Here is a 17056-nt window from a genome sequence, read left to right on the forward strand (position 1 = left end):
GTCGCTACTCCATTTCCTGCTCAAACTCCTCGAGCAGGTCCATGGGCTCAATTTCTTCCCCTTCGAGGGACTCATCCCAGTTCACCCCGACCAGCAGTTCATCGTCGTGCATACCGGGCAGCCAGTCGTCCAGAAACTCTTCCAGATCGATCGGCACGGGTTTGTAGTCTGTCCACTCCTCCCGACAGTGCACCTGTGCCAAGGCCAGCTCGGACCACAGGGGCATCACATCGCTGTCATCATATTTCTCGGAAGGACACAGCGCCCAACCATCCGGGCCTTCGAGCCCGTAAACACAGCCGTGGTCCATCGCTTCGACAATAAAACGATCGAGGTTTTCAGCGGGGTCATCGCTCAGTGCGGTCATGATGGGCGTTTCCTTGGGCTTCTAACGACAGGGGTTACAATACCAGACAGCGGCCATTGGCTTTAAGCCAATCCCGCTGACGGAGATAATCGGGGCACACTTGTCCGACCAGTTGCCAGAATGCCCGACTGTGGTTCATGTGACGCAGGTGACAGACTTCGTGAGCGACAAGATAGTCCACAACCGCCTCCGGGGCCAGAAGAATCTGCCAGTTGTACTGAATCTCACCCGAGCGGGTGCAGTGCCCCCACTTTGATCGGGTCACTCTCACTCTGACCCCGGAGTGGCTCAGCTCCATCTGACGAGTCAACGCATCGGTTTTCGCGCGCAATCGCTCCAGTCCCTGCTCCCGGTACCACCCCTGCACCAGCCGCCGGGCCTGCGCCTCAGGTTCCAGCCGACTGCGTCGCGAGCAACAGACCGCCAATCGGTCACCCACCTGCTCTACCCGGCCACAACTCCCCATGGTCACCGAGAGCGTCAGTTGTTGCCCCATGAAAGGCAGGCGGGTGCCGGATACATAGCGATACTCCGGAATCCGGGCCAGCATCTGCTGCTGAGCGCGCACTTTGCGCGCGATCCAGTCGCTTTTCTGACGGACAAACCGGTCCAGATCCCGCTCCGCTATGCCCACCGGGGCTCGCACCAGCAACTGGGCATCGCGTACCTCCAGGCTGACCGTGCGGCGGCGCGAGGATCGTTTAATGGTATAGCGCACAGGCAGGGCTCGCTTTGCGTAACATCAAATTTTTATTCCCCCGGACCGGACAACTCACGGGACAGAATCACCGCGGTACGCAGCCGGCTTCGGCCGAAACTGGTCATCCGCTCGAAATCGGCCCGCGCCAGAGGAAGGTATTGGCAATCCAGCGCGGTCTGCCCCTGGCCATCCGGATCCGGATCGTGAACATAAATACACTCTTCGTCATAGCCACTCATGACGACCCAGTGGGGCGCTTTTTTGCTGTCCATCCGGTAGGTACTGATCAGGATGATCGGTACCCCACCGCGATCAAACGCCGCGATCAGATCATCCTGACGAACCTCGCGATAGTGAACCGGAACGGCCCGCGCCTCAAGCGCGTGGCGATAATCCTCATGCACCAGCATCATGACCGGCTTTTTGGTCTCATCGCGCACCCCATCGAGAAACAGCGGCCCATCATGGTTGACCCAGACTTCCGCCCGGTAGCCCCGGGTGTCGGCGGCCAGCGCCATACCCATGGGGTGACAACCGCCATGCCCCGAGGTCATGAAGATGGTCGTGGATTCACGCCACAGACGCAGCTCCTCGGTATCGGAAGGCTGGTAGTCCGGTTTCAGGGCGGCCATGGCCATCATCAGCGACGCGGGACCGCAGGTAAAGCGGGTACTCTGGGCCAACCAGGGAATGGCCCGATGATAGGCCGTATCGCCCACCACCCGGATCCGTTTCTGGTAACGCAGCGCATCGGTGTGGTCCTCGTAGTAGTCCTGATACAGCCCGAACTGTTTGTACCCCAGGGTCTCGTAGAGGGCGATGGCGCTGGTGTTTTTACTGCTGACCTCCAGGCGCATGTAGAACCGGCCGCTGTCCCGCGCGCCGTCTTCCCCGGCGCCGATCAGGCGCCGCGCCAACCCCTGGCCCCGGTAGTCCGGATCCACCGCCAGAGAGTACATGCGGGCCAGGCGCGTCCCCCGGTGAAACAGAACCAGTATGTAACCGGCCAGACAGTCGCCATCGCGCGCGACCAGAAATACCCGCTGGTCACCCTCCAGCCAGCGGCGAAAGCTGCGGCGACTGAGGCGGTCGCTGGTAAAACAGCGTTGCTCCAGAGCGACAAGGGCGTCGAGATCATCGGGCCTTACGCTCTCAAGGGGGAGGGAGGACATGGATACCGCCTTCATCAGATTCACTTGCGATTGTTTCGAACGCTCAGGGCTATCCATTACTTGGGCTCAGGGCTGCTGATAATTCAATTCCCGGGTATGTACGTCGATGCGCCCGATGTGCACGGCGACCCGCTGCAGCCAGCGCACGACCTCCATCCGGGCGACCCCCTGCTTCAGCTCCAGTCGTCCCTGGGCAATGTCGTTCATGGTCTGCCGCCGGGTAGTTTGCTCGATTTGGGTGATTTGTGCGACCCGTTCCTGCACCTGGTCGGCGGGAAGCGAACGTTTTCCCCAGAGCGACAGCACCAGCGGACTGAGGGCGGCCTTGGCCTCGGCCAGATCGTCCCCGTTGCGCAACGTCACGGCCACGCTTTTATTGTCGCAACGCTCCAGCAGACGCTGCAGATGCTCGACGATCTGGATCGCCGCCAGTAGCCGCTCCCACTGACTGCCCGAGGTCCCTTCCAGGTGAATGGCATCCAGATATTCCTGCACATCGGACAGCTCTCGGGCAAGGTCCACCAGGGGGACCGAGCGACCAGACTCTCCGAGAATGTATTCCAGTTGCTCCGCCACCCGCTCAAACTGGGAGATCATGACCTTCTGCACCGCGGTCAGTGCCAGTTCGGGGTACTTGAGCAGCCCCCGATCCAGAATCTGCTGATAGCCGAAAGGCTTGTCCGGGAACAGACGCTCGACCATGTGAGCAAACTGTCCCGCAAACGGCACCACCAGCAACACGCCCAACAAATTGAACGCGGAGTGGAAACCCACCAGCGCAAACTCCTCGTGAACCACAAATGTCTCGGGCGCCACAAACCGCCAGGCGGCGATGTAGGGCACAATCAGAAACAGCGCCAGCGAACTCACGCAGGTGTTGTACAGCACATGGGAAAAACCGGTGCGTCGCACCGACACATTGCCACCGATGGTGGCCGCTGCCGCCGTGAAGCTGGTGCCGATGTTCATTCCCACCACCAACGATGCGGCCTGCTCGAAGACGATGGTATCCGTATGCAGTGCCGTCAGTGCCGCCACCACACCTGCACTGGAAGATTGCGTCACAACGGTAAACAGTACACCAATGACCACCAGTTGAAACTTGCCCCACAGATCGTCCGCCGGGAACTGACTGAAGTCCATCTGCTCCCGCAGGCCTTCGAGCCCGCCCTGAAGCGTATCAATACCGATGAAAATCAGACCAAAGCCGGCCAGCGCATATCCCAGCCCGCCCAGAGACCGGCGCCCAAACAGCTTGAGCATGGCCCCGGCAAACACAAACAGGGCGGCCAGCAGGGACAGCTTGAGCTTGAAGCCGATCAGGGCCACGATCCAGCCCGTGACCGTGGTCCCCAAAGCCGAACCGAAAATGATGCCCAGTGCCTGGGAGAAACCGATCAAGCCCGCGCCAACAAAACCCACGGTGGCCACAATGGTGGCACTGGAGGATTGCAGCACGGCGGTGCCTACCAGCCCCGCCAGAACCCCGCTGACCGGGCTGCGGGTAAAGCGCATCAACACCCGGCGAATGGCGTCTCCGGCCATGGCCTTCAGGCCCTCGGTCATGAGCGTCATTCCCAACAGGAACAAGCCCAGACCGCCCAATACTTCCACCAGCACCCGAATTAATTCCATGATGATCCGTCGTTCGACTCCGGTCAGCCTGCCAGAGGGATATTTGCTATGATGGCGCCTCCGGAAACCGACCCTGCAGGCCCCCTGACACCATGAATGAAAAACTGTTCGCTGCCCTTCAGTATATCACCCCCCAGCACGGGCTCTCCCGGGCGGCGGGTTGGCTGGCCAACCAGCGTACGGACTGGATCAAAAACCACTTTATCGAATGGTTCATCCAACGCTACGGGGTGGACATGAGCGAAGCGCTGGAAGAAAACCCCCGCGCCTATGCCCACTTCAATGACTTCTTTACCCGAGCGCTCAAGCCCGATGCGCGCCCGCTGGACGCCTCAGCGGACAGCATCGTCTGCCCCGCTGACGGGGCCATCAGTCAGCTCGGCGCCATTGAGGACGGGCGGATTTTTCAGGCCAAAGGCCAGCTCTACACCACCCGGGAGCTGCTCGGTGGCAGCGAGGCGTTGGCCGCCGAATTCGACCAGGGACAGTTTGCCACCGTCTATCTGTCGCCCAAGGATTATCATCGCGTTCACATGCCCTTTGGCGGCCAGCTGCGAACCACCGTGGCGATACCCGGCGACCTTTTCTCGGTTAATACCGCCACCGCCAACCAGGTGCCGCGACTGTTTTCACGCAATGAGCGGTTGGTGGCAATTTTCGATACCGACATCGGCCCCATGGCGGTCGTATTGGTCGGCGCCATGATCGTCGCGGGTATCGAAACCGTGTGGGGCGGCGAGGTAGCGCCGATCAAGCGGACGATTCAGACCCGGGACTTCCGACCCCGCGCGCCCATCACCTTGAATAAGGGGGAAGAAATGGGCCGCTTCAAGCTAGGCTCCACCGCAATCGTGTTGTTTGGCAAGGACAGAGTGCGCTGGGATGCCGCGTATCAGGCCGGCAGTGGAACGCGGATGGGGGAACGGTTGGGAGTCAGACTGTAAGGGCAACCACACCTTACCCTGCGGCGGGCCTGGTGCGCCCTAGGGCGTGAGCTTGTCGAGCAGCGACATCAGACCCGATTTTTCTTTCTTGAGGATATAGTTGTCGCGTATTGCGGCGATGTCTACCTCGTAAGAGCCGGGTTCCAGGTCTCGGGCAATTTCAATTTTTTCCACTTCCGCCGCCGTTTTTTTGCCCGAATCGATCAGTGCCTGCTTGCGCTTATCGTCCTCGGCCAGATCAATCAGTTGCGGATCCATGGGAGACTTGACGGCATCCAACACCAACATGATCTTGGGCTTGAGGCGCCGCTCAAAATTCTGCTCCACCACCACACCCACCTCGCCGGAACTCAACTCGACCAGGGTGCCGGTGGGATAAAGGCCAATGGCGCGAATGAACTCCACCACCAGCTCTTCCTGAAATTGGGTATTGCGCAGTTCGTATAACTTGCTGACGGCCTTGGAGGGCGCAATGGGCTGACTGGCACCCCGCGGATTGGTGGTATTGTCATAGAAGGTGACGATCCCGGCGATCTTACCCAGCAAGGGAATCTTGTCGCCCTGCAGGTGCAACGGAAAACCACTGCCGTTCAATCGTTCGCAGTGGGTTTTCACCACGCTGATCACCCTCGGTTCTACTCCCGGGGTTTTGCGCAAAATCTCAACGCCCTGCTCCACAAAGGTTTCATACAGGCGCTCTTCATCGGAGGAGCGGGATACTTTGGTCAGCAGCCCCTGATCGAGCTTGACCTTGCCCACATCCTTGAGCAGAACGCCCATGGCAAGCACGTCCAGGTCCCGCTTGGGCAGGCCGATATGACGCCCGAACAGGATGGCCCAGACCGAGCACCGGATGGCGTGACTGTAGGTATATTCGTCTTTCTCCTGCACGCGGGACAGCCAGGTGAAGGCATCCGGATTGCGCAGCACGCTGTCCACCATATCGCTGGCCAACCGCTTGGTCTCGACAATCGGTACCCGATGCAGCTCATTGTTACCCAGGTAATCGAGCACCTCGCCCACGGCATGGTAGACATTCTGATGCAGCTGGCGGGCACGTTTGATTTCTTTTTTGAGCGGTTGGACCGGCGGGTACTGATTGCGCTGTATGCGCAGGGGGGCCACTTTGACGTTGGCCGGGGTATGGACGTTCTCCCGGGCGCTGATCCGGCTGCGCAAGCTCTCCTGAGGCAGTGTCTGTAAATTGGAGGAGACTGGTGGGCGACCTTTGACGACGTCGATGTAGACGTGTTTGCACAGGCTTTTCAGCTGTTTGATTTCGTCCAGGTCACGGACATAGAAGCCTTGCAGCGGGAATGGAGTCTGAGTCCACGGACGGTCGAGTCCGGAGACATACATGCCAACAGTGACTTCGTTGACGTCGACTTTGACTTGCTTGATTCCCACGCGTTGTCCTCTCTGCCGGCGGTGCGGCAAAAATCCGTCTATGGCGCCAGTTTAGACAAAAAACGGGCCGGAGGATACGGATAGTGGGGCATGCAACGGACGTCGTCAAGCCTGTCGGAGGGCTATACAGTAGTGGTGAGAAGCGGATCACAGGGTTCGGTTACAGGATATGCGATCAGTTCAAATCACGTCCGGGCCGAGAAGGGGAAGCCCTTTCAAGACACGCCGTAAACCCGTCCATGGGGGCTCGACGCGCGGAGTCCCTCCGCTTACGGTCTTGAAAGGGCTTCCCCTTCCCGTCCCTCTGTGCCACCCAAAAACTTTTTACTTACTGACCGTGGTACTCGGCCGACAGCTCGTGGACCGCGCGGATAAAGGCGCCGGCGTGTTCCGGGTCGACTTCCGGGGTGATGCCGTGGCCCAGGTTGAAGACGTGGCCTGAGCCTTTACCGTAAGAGGCCAGAATCTGACCGACTTCCTCGCGAATCCGCTCGGGGCTGGCGTAGAGAATGGTCGGGTCCATATTGCCCTGTAGCGCGACCCGGTCACCGACCCGGGCGCGGGCGCGGCCGATGTCGGTGGTCCAGTCCAGACCCAGCGCATCGGCGCCGGTGTCGGCCATGGCCTCCAGCCACTGGCCGCCGCCTTTGGTGAACAGAATCACCGGTACTTTGCGGCCGTCGTGCTGACGGATCAGGCCTTTGACAATCTGCTCCAGGTAGCGCAGGGAGAATTCCCGGTAGGCATTGTGGGACAGGGCGCCGCCCCAGGTATCGAAAATCTGCACCGCCTGGGCGCCCGCCAGAATCTGGCCGTTCAGGTAGCGGATAACGGACTGGGCCAGGGTGTCGAGCAGGTGATGCATCAGCTCGGGCCGGTCGTACATCATCTGCTTGGCGCGGCGAAAATCCCGGCTGGAGCCACCTTCAATCATGTAGGTGGCCAGGGTCCAGGGGCTACCGGAAAAACCGATCAGGGGCACCCGACCGCCCAGCTCGCGGCGAATGGTTTTCACCGCATCGAGGACGTAGGGCAGATCCGCTTCTGGATTGACCACATCCAGTGCCATGATATCGGCTTCAGTACGCACCGGCTTTTCAAACTTGGGGCCTTCACCGGGCTCAAAGTACAAGCCCAACCCCATTGCATCAGGGATAGTGAGAATGTCCGAGAACAGAATGGCCGCATCCAGCGGGTAGCGCTCCAGGGGTTGCAGCGTCACCTCACAGGCCATGTCCGGGTTGCCGCACAAACCCATGAAGTTGCCGGCCCGCTCGCGGCTGGCCCGATATTCCGGTAGGTAGCGACCGGCCTGACGCATCATCCACACCGGAGTGACGTCCACCGGTTCGTGGGCCAGGGCGCGCAGGAAGCGGTCGTTTTTCAGCTCGGTCATAGTAATGGTCCGGTACAGTCGGAGAACGGGGGAGGGGAGCGGCGGATGCGGAGGTGTCGTAGGGCGGATAAGTGCGAAGCACGCATCCGCCGTCACCCAAGTTCTTACACTTCGAGGTAGTCCATGATCCCTTCGGCCGCTTCGCGCCCTTCCCAGATGGCGGTCACCACGAGGTCGGAACCGCGCACCATGTCGCCACCGGCGAACACCTTCGGGTTGGAGGTCTGGAACTTGTACTGCTGGGTTTCCGGCGCTTCCACACCACCCCAGTCGGATACGGTGATGCCGTGCTCGTCAAACCAGGGCGCGGGGCTCGGACGGAAACCGAAGGCAATCAGCACCACATCGGCCGGCAAGACTTCTTCACTGCCCGGAATCGGTTCGGGACGGCGGCGGCCATTTTCATCGGGTTCACCCAGTTCGGTGGTCACCACTTTCACGCCTTCGACTTTGTCCTCACCAACGATGGCCACCGGCTGACGGTTGAACAGGAACTGCACACCCTCTTCTTTGGCGTTGGCCACTTCGCGGCGCGAGCCGGGCATGTTCTCTTCGTCACGGCGGTAAGCACAGGTCACGCTCTCGGCGCCCTGGCGAATGGAGGTGCGGTTACAGTCCATGGCGGTATCACCACCGCCGAGCACCACCACGCGCTTGCCTTTCACGCTGATGAACTCGCTCGGGTCTTTTTCAAACCCCAGGTTGCGATTGACGTTGGCCACCAGGAACGGCAGAGCGTCGTGTACGCCGGGCAGGTCTTCACCGGGGAAGCCACCTTTCATGTAGGTGTAGGTACCCATGCCCATAAACACCGCATCGTACTCCTTGAGAATTTCGTCCATGGTGATGTCGGTGCCGACTTCGGTATTCAGACGGAATTCCATACCCATTTCGGTGAAGATCTCACGCCGACGGGTCAGGACGTTTTTCTCGAGCTTGAATTCGGGGATACCGAAGGTCAACAGGCCGCCTATTTCCGGGTAACGATCAAAGACCACCGGTTTGACGCCATTGCGCACCAACACGTCGGCGCAACCCAGACCGGCCGGGCCGGCGCCGATGATGGCGACTTTCTTGTCGGTCCAGGTGACCTTGGACATGTCCGGCTTCCAACCCATGGCGAAAGCGGTGTCGGTGATGTACTTCTCGGCATTACCAATGGTCACGGCACCGAAGCCGTCGTTCAGGGTACAGGCGCCTTCACACAGGCGATCCTGGGGGCAGACACGACCACAGACTTCCGGCAGAGAGTTGGTCTGATGACTCAGCTCGGCCGCTTCAAAGATGTTGCCTTCGGAAATCAGCTTCAACCAGTTGGGAATGAAGTTGTGCACGGGGCACTTCCATTCACAGTAGGGATTGCCGCAGGAAAGACAGCGATGCGATTGACTGGCTGCCTGGTCCTGGTCAAACGGTTCGTAAATTTCCACAAACTCGTGCTGGCGCACTTCCATGTCTTTTTTGGCGGGGTCCTGACGGCCCACATCAATAAACTGGAAGTTGTTGTTTAAACGTCCGGCCATAATCACTGCCTCAGCTAATCGGTGTGAGCCCGCGCCGCACTGGCGAACGGGCTCTGTATCGTTCTAGTGTCCTGTGCGCCCGAAGGCGCACCGGCGGGTTATTCGCCGCGTTTTTCCATGTCGTTGAGCAAACCGCTCAGGCTCGCCGCCTTGGGCTTGACCAGCCAGAATTTACCGACGTAATCATCGAAGTTGTCCAGCAGGTTCTGGCCCCACTCGCTTTCGGTCTCTTCGGTAAATTCCGTGATGACCCGACGCAGGTAGTTGCGGTGCGCTTCCAGCGATTCGCCATCCACCCGGTGAATGTCCACCAGTTCGTGGTTGTAGCGATCCACAAAGCTGTTGTCCTCATCCAACACGAACGCAAAGCCGCCAGTCATACCCGCACCGAAGTTCACCCCGGTGCGACCGAGTACGGTCACCACGCCACCGGTCATGTACTCACAGCAGTGGTCACCGGCACCTTCCACGACGACGTGAGCACCGGAGTTACGAACGCCGCAGCGCTCGCCCGCCTGACCGGCCGCGAACACCTTACCGCCGGTCGCGCCGTACAGACAGGTGTTACCCATGATGCTGGTGTCCTGGGACTTGAAGCCGGAGTTGCGCGGTGGGCGCAGCACCAGTTTGCCGCCGGCCATGCCTTTGCCGACGTAGTCGTTGGCATCGCCTTCCAGGTAAATATACAGGCCACCGGCGTTCCACACACCCAGACTCTGACCGGCCACACCGGTGAGTTTTAGCGTAATGGGCTTATCCGCCATGCCCTGGTTGCCGTGGCGCTTGGCAATTTCACCGCTGATGCGCGCGCCGATAGAGCGGTCGCAGTTGGTCACGGTAAAGGCGTATTCACCGCCGGATTTGCTCTCAATGGCCGGCAGCACTTCATTGACCATCGCCTCGGCCAGCTCGCCCTTGTCGAACGGTTCGTTACGATCCACCGCGCACAGCTGCGGCTTGGTTTCCAGGAACTTGTCGGTGTAAGTGATGCGGCTCAGGTCCAGACGCTTCTGCTTGCTGGTCTGGCCTTCGATCGCTTCGAGCAGGTCGACGCGACCGACCAGATCACCCAGACTGCGCAGTCCCAGTCGGGCCAACCACTCACGGGTTTCCTCGGCAATAAACTTGAAGAAGTTCATCGCCATTTCAACGGTGCCGATGTAGTGGTTTTCACGCAGGTCGTCGCGCTGGGTGGCCACACCGGTGGCGCAGTTGTTCAGGTGACAGATCCGCAGGTACTTACAGCCCATGGCCACCATCGGGCCAGTACCGAAGCCGAAGCTCTCGGCGCCGAGCATGGCCGCCTTGATCACATCCATGCCGGTTTTCAGGCCGCCGTCGGTCTGCACCCGGACCTTGTCGCGCAGATCGTTGGCGCGCAGGGTCTGGTGGGTTTCACTCAGGCCCAGCTCCCAGGGAGAGCCCGCATAGCGGATGGAGGTCAGCGGGCTGGCCGCGGTACCGCCGTCGTAGCCGGAAATGGTGATCAGGTCCGCGTAGGCCTTGGCCACACCGGCGGCAATAGTGCCGACGCCGGGACGAGACACCAGCTTGACCGACACCTGGGCGTCCGGGTTGACCTGCTTGAGGTCAAAGATCAGCTGCGCCAGATCCTCGATGGAGTAAATGTCGTGGTGCGGCGGCGGTGAAATCAGGGTCACACCGGGCACCGAATAGCGCAGCCGGGCGATCAGATCATTGACCTTGCCACCGGGCAACTGGCCACCCTCCCCGGGCTTGGCGCCCTGGGCAACCTTGATCTGCAGCACTTCGGCATTGACCAGGTAGTGCGGGGTCACACCAAAGCGGCCCGAGGCGATTTGCTTGATTTTGGAGACCTTATCGGTGCCAAAACGGGCCGGATCTTCACCACCCTCGCCGCTGTTGGAGCGGCCACCGAGACGGTTCATGGCCTGCGCCAGACACTCGTGCGCTTCCGGCGACAAGGCCCCGAGGGACATACCGGCGGAGTCAAAGCGCTTGATGATGGCCTCGATCGGCTCCACTTCGCTCAGTGGAATGGCCTGAGCACTGTCTTCTTTGACTTTCAGCAGGTCGCGCAGCGTCGCCACCGGGCGCTCATTGACCAGGCTGGAGTAATCGCGCCACAGGCTGTACTCACCGGTCTGCACGGCACGCTGCAGGGTCTGGATCACGTCCGGGTTGAAAGCGTGGTATTCCTGACCGTGAACGTATTTGAGAATGCCGCCCTGCACCAGGGGCTTACGCGCCAACCAGGCGGTACTGGCGATGATCTTCTGGTCTTCTTCCAGATCCGGGAAGCCGGCGCCCTGAATGCGGGACTGAGTACCTTCAAAGCAGGTGTCCACCACTTCATCGGCCAGACCGACTGCCTCAAACAACTGCGCACCGCGGTAGGAGGTGATGGTGGAGATGCCCATTTTGGACAGAATCTTCAGCAGGCCCTTGTCGACGCCCTTGCGATACCCCTTGTACGCCTGATCGGTATCCAGCTGCAGTTCGCCGGTTTCCATCAGGTTGTTGAGCACGTAGTAGCTCAGGTACGGGTAAACCGCCGTCGCACCGTAGCCGATCAGTGTTGCGATCTGGTGGGAGTCGCGGGCCGTGCCGGTTTCCACAATGATGTTAGCGTCACAGCGCAGCCCCACCTTGGTCAGGTGGTGGTGCACCGCGCCGGTGGCCAGCAGGGCGTGGATCGGCAGCTGGCCTTTTTCCAGATGGTTGTCGCTCAGTACCAACAGCACCTTGCCCGCCTTCACCTGCTCGGCGGCGTCATCGCACAGCTTGGCGATGGCCTGCTTGAGGTTGTACTGGGCCGGATCGTAATTGAGCGACAGAACGGTCGCCTCATACCCCGGACGGGGAATATCCATCAGGGCACGGAACTTCGCCGGTGACAGCACCGGTGAGCGCAGAATCACCCGATCGGCGTGCTCTTCGGTCTCTTCGTAGACCGACAGTTCGCGTCCCAGACAGGTTTCCAGGGACATGACGATGGCTTCACGCAGCGGATCAATCGCCGGGTTGGTCACCTGGGCGAACTGCTGGCGGAAATAGTCGTACAGCGGCCGCTGCTTGGCGGACAAGACAGCCATGGGGGTATCGTCACCCATGGAGCCGACCGCTTCCTGGCCGCCCTCGGCGAGCGGACGCAGCACCTGATCACGCTCCTCGAAGGTGACCTGGTACATTTTCATGTAGGCCTTGAGCTGCTCTTCGGTGAGGCCGTTTTCGGCCACATCGTCTTCCAGAGTGGATTCGATGCGCAGCGCCTTCTCTTTCAGCCACTGCTTGTAGGGCTGGCGCCCCTTGAGCTGCTCGTCAATGTCCTTGGTGTGGTACAGCTTGCCGGTCTCGGTATCCACCGACAGAATCTGGCCCGGTCCAAGACGGCCCTTGGCCACCACGTCTTCCGGCTTGTACTTGTACACGCCGACTTCGGAGGCCACGGTGATGATGTCGTCTTTGGTGATCACCCAGCGCGACGGACGCAAGCCGTTGCGGTCCAGGGTACAGACCGCGTAGCGGCCGTCGGTGATCACCAGGCCCGCCGGGCCATCCCAGGGCTCGACGTGCATGGAGTTGTATTCGTAGAACGCACGCAACTGCGGATCCATGTGCTCGACATTCTGCCAGGCCGGCGGTACCAGCATGCGCACCGCACGGTGCAGCTCCATGCCGCCGGTGATCAGCACTTCGAGCATATTGTCCAGGCTGGAGGAGTCGGACCCATCGCGGTTGACCAGGGGCGCCACGCGATCCAGATCCGGCAGCAGGGGCGTGCTGAACTTGGAGGTGCGGGCCACGGACCAGTTACGGTTGCCCATCACGGTATTGATTTCACCGTTGTGCGCCAGCATACGGAACGGCTGGGCCAGGGGCCACTGGGGCAGCGTATTGGTGGAGAAGCGCTGGTGGAACACGCAGATGGCGGTTTCCAGGCGCGGATCCGCCAGGTCGGTAAAGAACTTGGGCAGGTCCACCGGCATCATCAACCCTTTATAGGAGATGACCGTGGAGCTGAAACTGGCAATATAGAACGCCTTGTCTTCGGCCAGGCGCTTTTCGGCCTGACGCCGGGCGAGGAACAGCCGGGCGTTAAACTGCTCGAGACTCAGGTCTCCATCGTTGTTGATAAACAGGTGATTGAAACGCGGCAGTGACTCCAGGGCAATCGGCCCCAGGCAGCTGCTGTCCACCGGCACCTCGCGCCAGCCCGCCGGGCTGAGCTCCTGAGCGCGCAGCTCCTCCTCAACCACATCGCGGGCCTTCTGGGCCTGGGCATCGTCGGTGCTGAGCATGATCGAGCCGACGCCGTAAACGTCAGTCAGCTCGGCGCCGCAGGCCTCCTTGGCCACGGTGCGCAGAAAGCCGTCCGGCTTCTGAAGCAGCAGGCCGCAACCGTCACCGGTCTTGCCGTCCGCCGCGATACCGCCGCGGTGGGTCATGCAGGTCAACGACTCGATGGCGGTTTCCAACAGGCGATGACTGGCCTTGCCCTTCAAATGGGCAATCAAGCCAAAGCCGCAGTTGTCTTTAAACTCATCTAACCTGTAGAGGCCCGTGGTCATACGCTGTCTCTCTCGATACCGATAGAATCCGGAACATGGCTCGCTCCGCTCACGCCCCAGACAAAAAAGCCCCTCCAAAAAGGGGCCAGGCAAATGGGCGCAGCATATTACCCGCAAGTGGCCCCAAAGGCAAGACGAGCGGGGCTCTCAGCGCCCAACAGTAAAGCTAATTTCGGCAAAATGGTGGTAAAAAGTCGAAATATTCAGTGATTTTCCGAGAACTCCCCCGGCTCCAGACAGACTGCCTGAATGACCGCTGAAGCCGGGCCCGTAGCACCGTCCGTCAGAACAGTCAGCAACACGGAGGGCCCACTCGACAAGCTACCACAGTTTTCCGAAGATACCTATACGGCCCGAACCGGATAAACGGTCAATTTGAGCGACCTTGCGCATTAGACAGCAATTCCCGGAGCCAGCTAGAATGGGGGCTCAGTGACACATTGGGTCGAAAGCAGCCCGGGTGTCAGCAGGAGAAACCAAAATCAAAACATCGGGACTTTGCATGCAGCTTACACATCTTTCGGGAAGCTTCCCTCGCGCTTTTTGGCGCATAGGCAAAACCGTCACCCTAACCTTTTTCTCCGTACTGCTTTTCTCAGGTTGCGAATGCGACACGGCGTGCGATGAGCGCATAACCGGAGGCTCCGACCCCAATAGCGGCGGCAGCAACGGTAGCAGCAGCTCAAGCGGCGGCACCCCAAACGGTGGTTCGGCCGACGATATTGCTTTGAACTGTTCCGAGTTAGACCCGGACACCGTTTATTTGTTGGGCTCGTTCCAGGAGTTCACGGGCGACCGGAGGGTTTTGATCGATCCGGAAGAACCAGAAGCACTATGTACGGCGTTTCCGGATGGAGTCGACGGAGGCGCTGTGACCAGTTCGGGCTCTCTGATCTATACCCACCATGGCAACAACGTTACCTTCGATGGAGGAACCATCTACCAGTTGACTCAGGATCCCCTGACCCTGAGCAGCGATGGATTGGAGTGGACTTACCCGATCAACCCTAACAACAACGACGAGCAGTTGCTATTTGGCAAATCCACCCAGCTGTTTATCCATCACGATAGCTCTGCCGCCGAGGTCGTTGACATCTACCAGGCGAAACTGGAATCAACCGACAAAGTCATATACCGTAACGACGAGTCTGATCCCTACTACACGCTGGAGCGCTCCGATCCATTCGACTCGCAAGTCTACATGCTGGGCGTCACACCTGATGGCTCGCTGTTGATGGGCGACTCTCAAACAGGCCTCATACTGGTAGACACCGACAGACAACTGACCCGGCTAGATGCTCCCGGCACACCGCCCTACCGCTTCAAGGAAACATCACGCCTGTTCACGGACTCAGTGACCGGGAGCCCAAGCGTCTGGGTCGTGCTCGAAGAGTTCAACGGCGCTGACACACCCAGCGACTGGCGTCGGTGGAGCCTGGACCTGACCACCCTGACCGTCAGCGACGACGGCCTGTTTGCCACACCCCCTCAGGACGTGGCGACGGAAACCGACAAGCTGAAGCTGGACGCTGACGGGGTGCTATGGCAGATCGCCTACAGCCCACTTGATGCCGAGCAGAACCTGACCTCTTACCTTGTGCGCAAACCCACACAGGCCTCGGGAGAGAGCTCCGCGATCATATACAGTGACGCCTACAACCCTGACGACACACGCTCCTGGAGCCGACAGGAACGTCCGTTCGCGAGAATTGGGCTCATCGGCGAGCTTGTCACGGCTCCTTAGTCTCGCCTTTTAGGCTACAAGCCTCGCAGCTCCCGTATCTCGCCATGCAGCTCACCCAATCGGCGGGGCCAAGGCCCCGCCTTCCTCTGGTCCTCAGGTAAGTCATTGATCGCCTCTCTGGCTGACTCAGTGCTTGAATAGCGACCGGTTACCACCACAAACCAGGGCTTCCCCTGACGGAGGGTTTCAAAGCTCAGGAGCTGTTGCCGGTTGGGCTGTGCCTCAATATAGCGATCCACCGATGCCCGGGAGCTGGCACCCAGAAGCTGTAGGGTATACTCGGAGGCGCGCCAGGAGAGCAGCACCTGCTCGTCTTCCGGAATGTCGGGCAAGCTGGAAGCCTGAGCAACGGCCGGCTCTTCCGAAGGGGGCTGCTCGGTCGGAGTTTTCGCCCCGGCCGCCGGCGCCGATGTTTCCTCGGGCTCAGACGCTTCATCGGGCTGTGGGATCTCCGGACGCTCCTCCACCGATGGTTCGGGGGACGGCGATTCGGGCAGCGCCCGCTCTGGCGCGGCCGACTCGGGTGTCTGGACGGTTTCTGCAGCGGGCTCCGATTCTGCAGAGGACTCCAGCTCTGTACGGTTGGACGCCTCGTTGCTGGGAGACAGCGTCAGGGTCTGGGTTTCTCTCGACTCGGGCAGCCGTGTCGTCGACTCACGCTCAGGGGCTCCGGAATCACCCTGATAGATAAACACCATCAACAGCACACCAAGCAGCACAGCAATCACCACAATATGCACCAGCGGCAGGGCATTGCGGCGCTCCCCCGGCCTGCCCGAGCTGGCGCGGGCGGAAACCGATTCAAGCAGCCAGCGACGGGCCTGCTCGTGCAGCCGGGGAATCCGCCCCTCAGCCCGACGCCACCAGGGTTCCACCTTTTCCTCGGTGAACAGCTCCGGCCCCATATAGTCGGCCATTTCCATGCGGAAGTTGAGGTAATCGGTGGCTTCTTCAAGGGAGAGTGGCGCCAGGTCGAAATCGTGGATCAGCACGTCGTGCATGTTGAACTGATCCAGCCGTGTGACCATCTCAGAGTCGGCAAACAGCACGATGTGCAGGCGCCGACCGGTGGAGTCCTGCCCCTGCAACAGACTGATCAGGGCTCCAAGTGTTTTCTCATCCAGATGATGGGCATCATCGATGATGGTCAGCGCCAGGCGGTCTTCTTCATCCGCTATCTGGGCGAAATGACGAAGCGCGGCGAGCAACCGACCCACCGAGGGGTTGTCGTCTACCGAGAGGGCAAAGTGCCTGGCCATTTGCCCCAGCACCGCTTCGGCGCCCGCGCCAGGCTCGGCGGTGAGCAGGCAAATGTCATCATCGAATTGAAAACTGTTGGCCAGCTCAAGGGCAACGCGACTTTTACCCACCCCGGATTTGCCCAGCACCGCCAGCAAACTGGCACTGAACTGACACAGGTGCTGTAACTGTTCGAGCAGAGCGCGTCGGCCACCGCCGCCAAAGAACGCAAATTCCGGGTCATCCCGGAAGGGATCTTCACTCAAACCGTAGTATTGACGATAATCCGCCACAGGGGATTCCGGGGCGGCCGATTGACCCGCTAGGTTGTCGTGCTCCGAGCTGTCTGTTGGGTCGGTGTTCATAAACGCTCTCC

11 protein-coding genes are annotated in these 17056 nt (G+C 60.3%); 2 read left to right on the plus strand and 9 right to left on the minus strand.

From position 1 onward, the window contains the following. Positions 1-4: 4 nt before the first annotated feature. The 4 genes from EDC38_RS09795 to EDC38_RS09810 all read right to left on the minus strand — a co-directional run bounded on the left by EDC38_RS09795 (position 5) and on the right by EDC38_RS09810 (position 3874). Entirely contained in the window at positions 5-367 is a 363-nt protein-coding gene (locus EDC38_RS09795; RefSeq protein WP_024461334.1) for a DUF2750 domain-containing protein, read from the minus strand. Positions 368-401: 34 nt separating this feature from the next. Further along, on the minus strand, positions 402-1085 hold the full coding sequence (locus tag EDC38_RS09800; RefSeq protein WP_246004377.1) for a M48 family metallopeptidase: 684 nt from the start codon (positions 1083-1085) through the stop codon (positions 402-404). 32 nt (positions 1086-1117) lie between these two features. Next, entirely contained in the window at positions 1118-2239 is a 1122-nt protein-coding gene (locus EDC38_RS09805; RefSeq protein WP_123638355.1) for a GNAT family N-acetyltransferase/peptidase C39 family protein, read from the minus strand. Between the two features lie 66 nt (positions 2240-2305). Further along, positions 2306-3874, minus strand: coding sequence for a Na/Pi cotransporter family protein (locus EDC38_RS09810; protein ID WP_123638356.1), 1569 nt, complete (start codon positions 3872-3874; stop codon positions 2306-2308). Between the two features lie 92 nt (positions 3875-3966). Between EDC38_RS09810 and asd the strand changes: the two genes are divergently transcribed. Further along, complete coding sequence (gene asd, locus EDC38_RS09815; RefSeq protein WP_123638357.1) at positions 3967-4818, plus strand: archaetidylserine decarboxylase; 852 nt, start codon at positions 3967-3969, stop codon at positions 4816-4818. A gap of 39 nt (positions 4819-4857) precedes the next feature. Here the strand turns inward: asd and EDC38_RS09820 are convergent, their stop codons facing one another. The 4 genes from EDC38_RS09820 to gltB all read right to left on the minus strand — a co-directional run bounded on the left by EDC38_RS09820 (position 4858) and on the right by gltB (position 13697). After that, positions 4858-6225, minus strand: a complete 1368-nt coding sequence (locus tag EDC38_RS09820; RefSeq protein ID WP_123638358.1) for a cyclic di-GMP phosphodiesterase — start codon at positions 6223-6225, stop codon at positions 4858-4860. Positions 6226-6553: 328 nt separating this feature from the next. Then, on the minus strand, positions 6554-7621 hold the full coding sequence (hemE, locus tag EDC38_RS09825; protein ID WP_123638359.1) for a uroporphyrinogen decarboxylase: 1068 nt from the start codon (positions 7619-7621) through the stop codon (positions 6554-6556). 104 nt (positions 7622-7725) lie between these two features. Further along, positions 7726-9144: an FAD-dependent oxidoreductase gene (locus EDC38_RS09830; protein ID WP_123638360.1), complete on the minus strand. Its 1419-nt coding sequence runs from the start codon at positions 9142-9144 to the stop codon at positions 7726-7728. Positions 9145-9242: 98 nt separating this feature from the next. Beyond that, the gene (gltB, locus tag EDC38_RS09835; RefSeq protein WP_123638361.1) at positions 9243-13697 is read right to left on the minus strand and encodes a glutamate synthase large subunit; all 4455 of its coding nucleotides are present in this window, start codon (positions 13695-13697) and stop codon (positions 9243-9245) included. Positions 13698-14568: 871 nt separating this feature from the next. Here gltB and EDC38_RS09840 point away from each other — a divergent pair. Further along, positions 14569-15441: an SMP-30/gluconolactonase/LRE family protein gene (locus EDC38_RS09840; protein WP_123638362.1), complete on the plus strand. Its 873-nt coding sequence runs from the start codon at positions 14569-14571 to the stop codon at positions 15439-15441. Positions 15442-15455: 14 nt separating this feature from the next. Here EDC38_RS09840 and EDC38_RS09845 read toward each other — a convergent pair whose 3' ends face one another. Next, a complete protein-coding gene (locus tag EDC38_RS09845; protein WP_123638363.1) occupies positions 15456-17045 on the minus strand; it encodes an SPOR domain-containing protein in 1590 nt (529 codons plus the stop codon). Positions 17046-17056 lie beyond the last annotated feature (11 nt).

The organism is Marinimicrobium koreense (assembly GCF_003762925.1).
GTDB lineage: Bacteria > Pseudomonadota > Gammaproteobacteria > Pseudomonadales > Cellvibrionaceae > Marinimicrobium > Marinimicrobium koreense.

Excerpts from the sequence above, each read along its gene's own strand:
- EDC38_RS09795 (WP_024461334.1), bottom strand. The coding sequence starts at position 367 with ATGACCGCACTGAGCGATGACCCCGCTGAAAACCTCGATCGTTTTATT.
- EDC38_RS09805 (WP_123638355.1), bottom strand. The coding sequence starts at position 2,239 with ATGTCCTCCCTCCCCCTTGAGAGCGTAAGGCCCGATGATCTCGACGCC.
- EDC38_RS09810 (WP_123638356.1), bottom strand. The coding sequence starts at position 3,874 with ATGGAATTAATTCGGGTGCTGGTGGAAGTATTGGGCGGTCTGGGCTTG.
- asd (WP_123638357.1), top strand. The coding sequence starts at position 3,967 with ATGAATGAAAAACTGTTCGCTGCCCTTCAGTATATCACCCCCCAGCAC.
- hemE (WP_123638359.1), bottom strand. The coding sequence starts at position 7,621 with ATGACCGAGCTGAAAAACGACCGCTTCCTGCGCGCCCTGGCCCACGAA.
- EDC38_RS09830 (WP_123638360.1), bottom strand. The coding sequence starts at position 9,144 with ATGGCCGGACGTTTAAACAACAACTTCCAGTTTATTGATGTGGGCCGT.
- gltB (WP_123638361.1), bottom strand. The coding sequence starts at position 13,697 with ATGACCACGGGCCTCTACAGGTTAGATGAGTTTAAAGACAACTGCGGC.
- EDC38_RS09845 (WP_123638363.1), bottom strand. The coding sequence starts at position 17,045 with ATGAACACCGACCCAACAGACAGCTCGGAGCACGACAACCTAGCGGGT.